Source organism: Halonotius sp. F2-221B (assembly GCF_046719765.1).
In the GTDB taxonomy this organism is placed as follows: Archaea; Halobacteriota; Halobacteria; order Halobacteriales; family Haloferacaceae; genus Halonotius.
The window spans coordinates 212,763-219,288 of the sequence record NZ_JABEBY010000001.1 but is presented as its reverse complement, the minus strand read 5'-3'; the positions used below and the strand labels follow the sequence as shown (position 1 = coordinate 219,288).

Here is a 6,526-nt window from a genome sequence, read left to right as displayed (position 1 = left end):
TGAACTTCCTCAGCCTCACACTCAACACTGATCGCTGGTTCGAGAAAATCTTGAGTACCGACTTCTACAGATGAGCGTACCGTGTGAATCCCTTGCAGAGTCAGCGACTACGACCGACCGCAACTGTTTTTCGGTCGCCCGGGCACCCACCGGTATGGTGAAAATCGCCGGTGTAGCGAGCAATCGCGGCCGAAATCTGCTGCATATCGCCGACCGCGCGCCGGGCGGCGCGGAGCTGGCTATCGTCCTGACGAACGAAGACGGCGCGCCAGTCGTCGAGGGAGCCGCCGAACGCGGGGTTCCGACCGAGGTCGTCACCCGCGAGGACGACGAATCCCGTGAATCACACGAGCAACGCATCCTTGAGACACTGGAGGGGTACGACTTTGATCTCGTCTGTCTCGACGGCTACATGCGGGTGCTCACCGACGAGTTCATCGACAACGCGCCGACGACGCTCAACGTCCACCCCTCGTTGCTGCCGGCGTTCCCCGGCATGGACGCTCACGAGCAGGTGCTTGACGCCGGCGTGCGAATGACCGGCTGTACCGTTCACGTCGTCACCAAGGAAGTCGACGCCGGGCCAATCGTCACCCAGGAGGCTGTCCCAGTCTACGAGGGCGACGATGTCGATGATCTCAAAGACCGCGTCCTCTACGACGGCGAGTTCACGGCCTATCCGCGAGCTATCCGGTGGTTCGCGGAGGATCGCGTCACCGTCGACCACGCCGCCGAGACGGTCGAAATCGAGGGCGACACCGGCGGCGACTTCCCACAGCGCCGACTCGTCGCCGACGACCTCGCCGACACCTTGCGGTACGGCGAAAACCCACATCAGGACGGCGCGGTCTACGCAGACGGCACCTGCGAGGAGGCCAACGTCGTCTCCGCCCCACAGCTCAACGAGGGCGCGAAGGAGCTCTCGTACAACAACTACAACGACGCCGACGGCGCGCTCAACCTCATCAAGGAGTTCGACGAGCCCGCCGCCGCCGTGATCAAACACACCAACCCCGCCGGCTGTGCCGTTGCGGACTCGCTGGCCGACGCCTACGACAAAGCCCTGCGAACCGATCCCAAGAGCGCGTTCGGCGGCGTCGTCGCGCTCAACCGCGAGTGTGACGCCGAAACCGCCGAGCAGGTCGTCGACTCCTTCAAAGAGGTCGTCATCGCGCCCGGCTACACCGAGGCCGCCCTCGACGTGCTGACCGAGAAAGACAACCTCCGAATCCTCGACGTGGGCGAACTCGGCGAGATCACGGAGACGATGACCGAGAAGCCGATCGTCGGTGGGCGGCTCGTCCAAGAGCGCGACCTTGCGTCGCCCGACCCCGAGGAGTTCGAGGTCGTCACCGAACGCGAACCGACTGACGACGAACTCGAAACGATGTCGTTCGCGTGGCAAACGCTCAAACACGTCAAATCAAACGGGATCGCCTTCGCCACCGGCACCGAAACAGTTGGCCTCGGTGTCGGCCAGGTCTCCCGCGTTGACGCTGTCGAACTCGCCGCGAAGAAGGCCGAGCGCGACGCGGAAGGGAAAACGGCTGAGGGGGCTGTCATGGCCTCCGACGCGTTCTTCCCGTTCCCGGACGGGATCGACGCCGCCGCCGAGGCCGGGATCGAGGCGGTGATCCAGCCCGGTGGCTCCGTCAACGACGAGGATGTGATCGACGCCGCCGACGACCACGGGATGGCGATGGTCTTCACCGGGATGCGGTGCTTCCGCCACGACTGAGCGAAGCGAAGGCGTTGCGGAAGTCAGTGAACGAGTGAAACGAGTTCACGCTATTTTAGACACGACTGAGTGGAACGAAGGAATATCTAAAGTCAGCGAACGAACGGCGTGAGTTCGCGCGAGTTCCGACGCGGCTGAACGGAAAGATCAGCCGGCTTCGGTCAGATACGCCGGCGGCACGCGATCGGTCGTATACACGCTTTTGCCGCGCTTCGTAATCGTGTGGCCGTCGTCGCCCATTGCCGCCGCATCGACCCGCAGAATCACCGGCTCGGCCGCGTGACGGCTGCCGACCTGCTTCGCGTCGTCGACCGACTCGCTGAGGTGGACGGACTGCCGGCTCATCGGTTTGAGGCCCTCCTCACGGATCGACGGCAACGCGTCCGGCGAGGTGCCGTGATACAGCGTGTCGGGCACCGGCGTCCCACCTGAGTCGAGATCGACCGCGACCGAGTGGCCGTAGGCGGCCCGTACCCGGTCGTCGTCGACCTCGAAGCGGCCTTTCGGATCGGTTCGGATGATCCCGATGACCGCCTCGCGGTCGATGCCGTACTTCTCGCTTGTGCGATCGACGACACTATCGAGGGTAGTCCAGCCGCCGTCGTCGAGGTCGAGCCCGGCATCCTCGGGGAAGTGCCGCAACGCGCCGCTGAGGAATTTTGACACCTGTCGCCGGGTCGAGCCATCGAGGATGTGGGTTCCGGCCGCGCCGCAGGTGGGGCACGTCGCGGTATCAAAATAGCCGTGATCATCGCAGTAGGAGATGTCGCTCATTGTCGCTTCGGGTGTTGGTACGGCTACTCCCCACCGGCTGATGGATGTTTCGCCGACCCAACAGTGATCCGTCGGCCGACCAGTAGCAGACTTCCGAAAAGCATGAGCACGGCCGCCGGAAGCAGGAACTGAAACGCGGTCAACAGCGCACTGGATGCCTGTATCCCGACGGCGATCAACACGACCGGGCCACAGCAGGCCGTCCCCGAGAGCAACGCCGGAATCCCGGCAACCAACCCGGAGGAGGACTGGCCGATCCCGCAGGTGGCGGGCTGTCGCCATGCCAAATAACTGAGTGCGAGATTTAGTCCGACAAGTGCGGCGACCGCGCCACCAAGCAGCGTGTTCAGCGAGGCCAGATAGGTGACCGGGCCGAGTACGACGCTGGCGACCGGCCGAAAGGAGACCGTGCCGTCGGACTGCAGCAGTGTCGACAGCGGGTCGTCGACGATGGTGACGCCGAACCCGCCCAACCCGGCGGCGAGATGGCCGATGGCCCACAGATACACGAGGAGATACGCGGCACTCACGGCGGCGAAGACGAGTTGTCCATCCCGGCGGCGAAGCACCATCGCCGTGGCTGTGCGCGTCCGGGCGAGCGCGTCGCCGACCGCGGCGAGCTGTAGGTTAGTCATAGACGTTCGTCTCGGGATAGTAACCGACCCACGCGAGCCACATCGCGTCGAAGGTGTGAATCCGTGACAGCGGAAGGTCGTCGGGCGCATACGTCGAGCCGTCGATGGCGATCTCGCCGTCATCGTCTTTGACCGCCTGCTCGTCGGGGTTCCAATAAAGGTAGCCGGTGTCGTAGCGGTCGTCGTAGACCGCCACAACCGGCGTTTCGCCGAGGTCGCCCGTCATCACGCGGTTCTCGCGGAGCGCGTCCTTCAGGAAGGCGACCGCGCCGTCGGCCGTTCGGGCTCCCATCACGACGCGTTTGGGATGGTAGCGGTCGTCGTCGACACGACCGGGAAACAGCAGGTGCTCGCTGTCGTAGTAGCCGCCGCGAGGGTTGTAGGAGCCGTATGGATCGCGGCCGTAGTTCTGCGCGTAGCCGGTGTCCGTCGAGAGGACGTGGGTCTCCGGGTGTTGCTCGCGCCACTGTTCCCACGTCGTCCAGATGAGGCGGAACTCCCGCAGCGAGCGGATTTCCGGATTTTCGTTCCACGGCCCGGGGATCGCCGTCGCAAGGAGCTGTGGCCACCACGCCTCTGTCGTCCGGTCGTACATCACGAGATTGGCGTTGATGAGCCGGCCCGAAACGCCGAACTCGGTGTTGCCACGGTAGAACCCCTGGACGGTGCCGGTCAGCGGGCAGTAGGTGACGCTAACCGGCGTGCCGTCGAGGTCGTCGTTGACGATCTCGTGGGAGACGAGGATCTTCTGCGGATAGGCTTTCGTCACCCCGTCACGGGCGACGCCAAAGACCGGGTCACCCGGATCAAGGAAGTCGACCGCGTCGGCATCGATGAAGGCGGGGTCGTCGATGGAGGGGATCCCGTCTTTCGCGGGCCCGCCGGAGCGGGCTTCCTCCCGGAGTGCGGCCGGCTCGGCCGGCAGCGGCAACCGCCCGTCGGCAGTTGGGAGGTCGAGCGGGCCGGAGAGCGTCGTGCCGCCGTCGTCGCCGCTGCTACAGCCGGCGAGGGCGGCGATCCCGGTTGTCGCGAGGAGGTGGCGTCTGGTAAGGCGGGTCACAGGGAACCTCCGTCGGAACGCCACATAACCGTTGAGCGGGTGTGCAGCGGCCGCACAAACCCCCACTGGTTGAATCTACCGCTGTGGCTGCACGGGAGTCAAATCACAACCGATTTGAGACTCCCGCCGACAGGTGTGCGTATGTTGCCCGCCATCGTCCTGGCTGTCCCCGGGCCAGCAACCTTCTTTATCATGGTGTTTGCAGTCCTGACGCTGGTCGTCCAGTTCGCCTTGATCGTCTGGACGTACGCCGATGCCACCGACAACAGCGAGCAGCCGGCGTTCCTGTGGGCGATCGTCGTCTTCCTCGCCCCGCTGCTTGGGATCGTGCTGTACTTTCTGCTTGGTCGGGAGTAACGCAACCCAACCGTTTCTTGACGCCCCTGTCCAAGAGATCGGCATGCAGCGTCGTGGACAAACTGCAGTGCTCGCCGTTCTTGCTGTCGTCGCCGTCGCCGGCTGTAGCGGGGTCGCCCCGCTGCCGACGCCGGATGCCGAGCCGACGACCGAGCCTGTTGTGACCGCCGAGGGGCCGTCGTGGAACGTTACGGTCACCCGCGTCATCGACGGCGACACCGTTGAGATCCGGTACGCAAACGGCACCGCTGAAACCGTTCGACTCCTCGGTGTCGACACGCCGGAGACGCCACCAAACACGGTCTCGCCGGGGGAGTTCGAGGGGATTCCTGATACTGAGGCTGGGCGAGACCATCTCATGTCGTGGGGGACGAACGCAACCGAGTTCGCCGAGCGAAAACTCGCAGGCAAGCAGGTTCGACTCGTTGTCGACCCCGAGTCGGATCGGCGTGGCGGCTACGGCCGGCTGTTGGCCTACATCTACGTTGACGGCGAAAATTTCAACTCGCTGTTGCTGTCAGACGGCTACGCGCGGCTCTATGCGAGTGAGTTTCGGCTTCGAGACGCCTTTGCGACGACCGAAGCCACCGCACAGCAAGAGCGGGTCGGGCTCTGGAACTTCGAGTACGTTGCCGGCGACCCCTTCGAGAACTCTACCAGATCGCTCTTTGCGTCGCTGTTCATACGAAACAGTGGTACGGTAAGGCGTCCCCGTCGCTGACTCGTCTCTGACAACAGGACACATGAATCGACGACAGGTGTTGACCGGGCTTGCTGGCATCGGACTCACCGGCGGGAGCCTCTGGGTTGTTCGCGGCACCGACACCGGTCGTGAAGACGCGTTTCCGATCACCGTCGAGACAATCGACGCCACGGGGTCGACAGCCGGCGAAACCACACTGCCGGTCGCCGACGCGCCGACCCTGATCGACTGTTTTGCGACCTGGTGTGATCCCTGCAAGGAGCAGTTCCCAAAGCTGTCAGAGCTCCACGCCGAGTTTGGCGAGTCTGTCGCGTTTGCCTCCGTCACAAACGAACTCATCGGGCGCGGCACTACACAGGACGAACTGCGACGCTGGTGGAACACCCACGGCGGGGCGTGGCCGGTCGGGATCGATCGCGATGGCGCGGTGCTTGAGGCGATCGGTGCCAGCAGCATCCCATCGCTCGCTATCGTTGATGCGACGGGAGCGATCCAGTGGACGGACAGCGGGCAGTTCGATGTGGCATCGGTGCGGACACAGCTCGCTGCGGTTGCGGAGTCGCCATGACACAGTCGGCGTTTCTCGGCACGCTGGCCTTCGCCGGCGGGGCTGGTGTGACGACCTTCTTTTCGCCGTGTGCGTTTCCGCTGTTGCCGGGCTATGTGGGCTACTACGTCCACAACAGCGACGAGTCGACACCGGCGGTCGTGTCGGCGACCGCGGCCGCTGTCGGCGCGCTGCTTGCGGTCGGCGTGATCGGTGGCCTCGCCTTGCGTGTCGGCCAACAGTTGACGACCATTTTGCCGTTGTTTGAACCGCTGGCCGGGGTCGCGTTGGTCGTTTTTGGTGTTGCGATCCTGTTTGGTGTCACACCGAGCCAGCCGATCGAGTTGCCGGCTCGCCCCGACTCGCTGCTCGGGTTCGCGGGGTTTGGGGCGGTCTATGCGGTTGCGGCCGCCGGCTGTGTCGTGCCGGTGTTTTTCGGCGTCATCTCTCAGGCACTCACGCTGCCAGACCTCCAGGCAGGGGTCGTCCTCGGTGGGTATGCTGTCGGGCTTGCTGCCCCGCTTGTCGGGGTGACACTGCTCACCAGCGCGGGCATCGAGTCGTGGCGGGCGGCCGGCCGGTACACCGGCTGGCTCAAACGCGGGGCGGCTGTGGTGATGATCGCTGCCGGGATCGGGCAACTGTATCTGTCGATCGTTGTGCTTGAGGTGGTGTAAGGCGGCGGTGGGCCCGTTGTCGCCGCGTGGCGCAA

8 protein-coding genes are annotated in these 6,526 nt (G+C 64.7%); 5 read left to right on the top strand and 3 right to left on the bottom strand.

What is annotated here, in order from left to right; all coding sequences use genetic code 11:
* Nucleotides 1-154: 154 nt before the first annotated feature.
* Entirely contained in the window at nucleotides 155-1,738 is a 1,584-nt protein-coding gene (purH, locus tag HKK80_RS01195; RefSeq protein ID WP_411797780.1) for a bifunctional phosphoribosylaminoimidazolecarboxamide formyltransferase/IMP cyclohydrolase, read from the top strand.
* Nucleotides 1,739-1,885: 147 nt separating this feature from the next.
* Here the strand turns inward: purH and HKK80_RS01190 are convergent, their stop codons facing one another.
* Genes HKK80_RS01190 through HKK80_RS01180 form a run of 3 tightly spaced genes read right to left on the bottom strand, consistent with a single transcriptional unit; the run spans nucleotide 1,886 to nucleotide 4,207 of the window.
* Nucleotides 1,886-2,512 carry an RNA 2'-phosphotransferase gene (locus HKK80_RS01190; RefSeq protein ID WP_411797779.1) on the bottom strand — a complete coding sequence of 209 codons (627 nt, stop codon included), beginning with the start codon at nucleotides 2,510-2,512 and terminating at the stop codon, nucleotides 1,886-1,888.
* 23 nt (nucleotides 2,513-2,535) lie between these two features.
* The gene (locus tag HKK80_RS01185) at nucleotides 2,536-3,147 is read right to left on the bottom strand and encodes a hypothetical protein (protein WP_411797778.1); all 612 of its coding nucleotides are present in this window, start codon (nucleotides 3,145-3,147) and stop codon (nucleotides 2,536-2,538) included.
* Nucleotides 3,140-4,207 (bottom strand): DUF3179 domain-containing protein, encoded by a 1,068-nt coding sequence (locus HKK80_RS01180; protein WP_411797777.1) that lies wholly within the window; start codon nucleotides 4,205-4,207, stop codon nucleotides 3,140-3,142. The genes HKK80_RS01185 and HKK80_RS01180 overlap by 8 nt, the downstream gene beginning before the upstream one ends.
* Before the next feature lie 141 nt (nucleotides 4,208-4,348).
* Here HKK80_RS01180 and HKK80_RS01175 point away from each other — a divergent pair, with 141 nt between their 5' ends.
* Genes HKK80_RS01175 through HKK80_RS01160 form a run of 4 tightly spaced genes read left to right on the top strand, consistent with a single transcriptional unit; the run spans nucleotide 4,349 to nucleotide 6,491 of the window.
* Nucleotides 4,349-4,564, top strand: a complete 216-nt coding sequence (locus tag HKK80_RS01175; protein ID WP_411797776.1) for a PLDc N-terminal domain-containing protein — start codon at nucleotides 4,349-4,351, stop codon at nucleotides 4,562-4,564.
* Between the two features lie 43 nt (nucleotides 4,565-4,607).
* On the top strand, nucleotides 4,608-5,285 hold the full coding sequence (locus HKK80_RS01170; RefSeq protein WP_411797775.1) for a thermonuclease family protein: 678 nt from the start codon (nucleotides 4,608-4,610) through the stop codon (nucleotides 5,283-5,285).
* Nucleotides 5,286-5,307: 22 nt separating this feature from the next.
* Nucleotides 5,308-5,835 carry a TlpA family protein disulfide reductase gene (locus HKK80_RS01165; protein WP_411797774.1) on the top strand — a complete coding sequence of 176 codons (528 nt, stop codon included), beginning with the start codon at nucleotides 5,308-5,310 and terminating at the stop codon, nucleotides 5,833-5,835.
* Nucleotides 5,832-6,491 carry a cytochrome c biogenesis CcdA family protein gene (locus HKK80_RS01160; protein WP_411797773.1) on the top strand — a complete coding sequence of 220 codons (660 nt, stop codon included), beginning with the start codon at nucleotides 5,832-5,834 and terminating at the stop codon, nucleotides 6,489-6,491. Before HKK80_RS01165 ends, HKK80_RS01160 begins: the two co-directional genes overlap by 4 nt.
* Nucleotides 6,492-6,526: the final 35 nt, after the last annotated feature.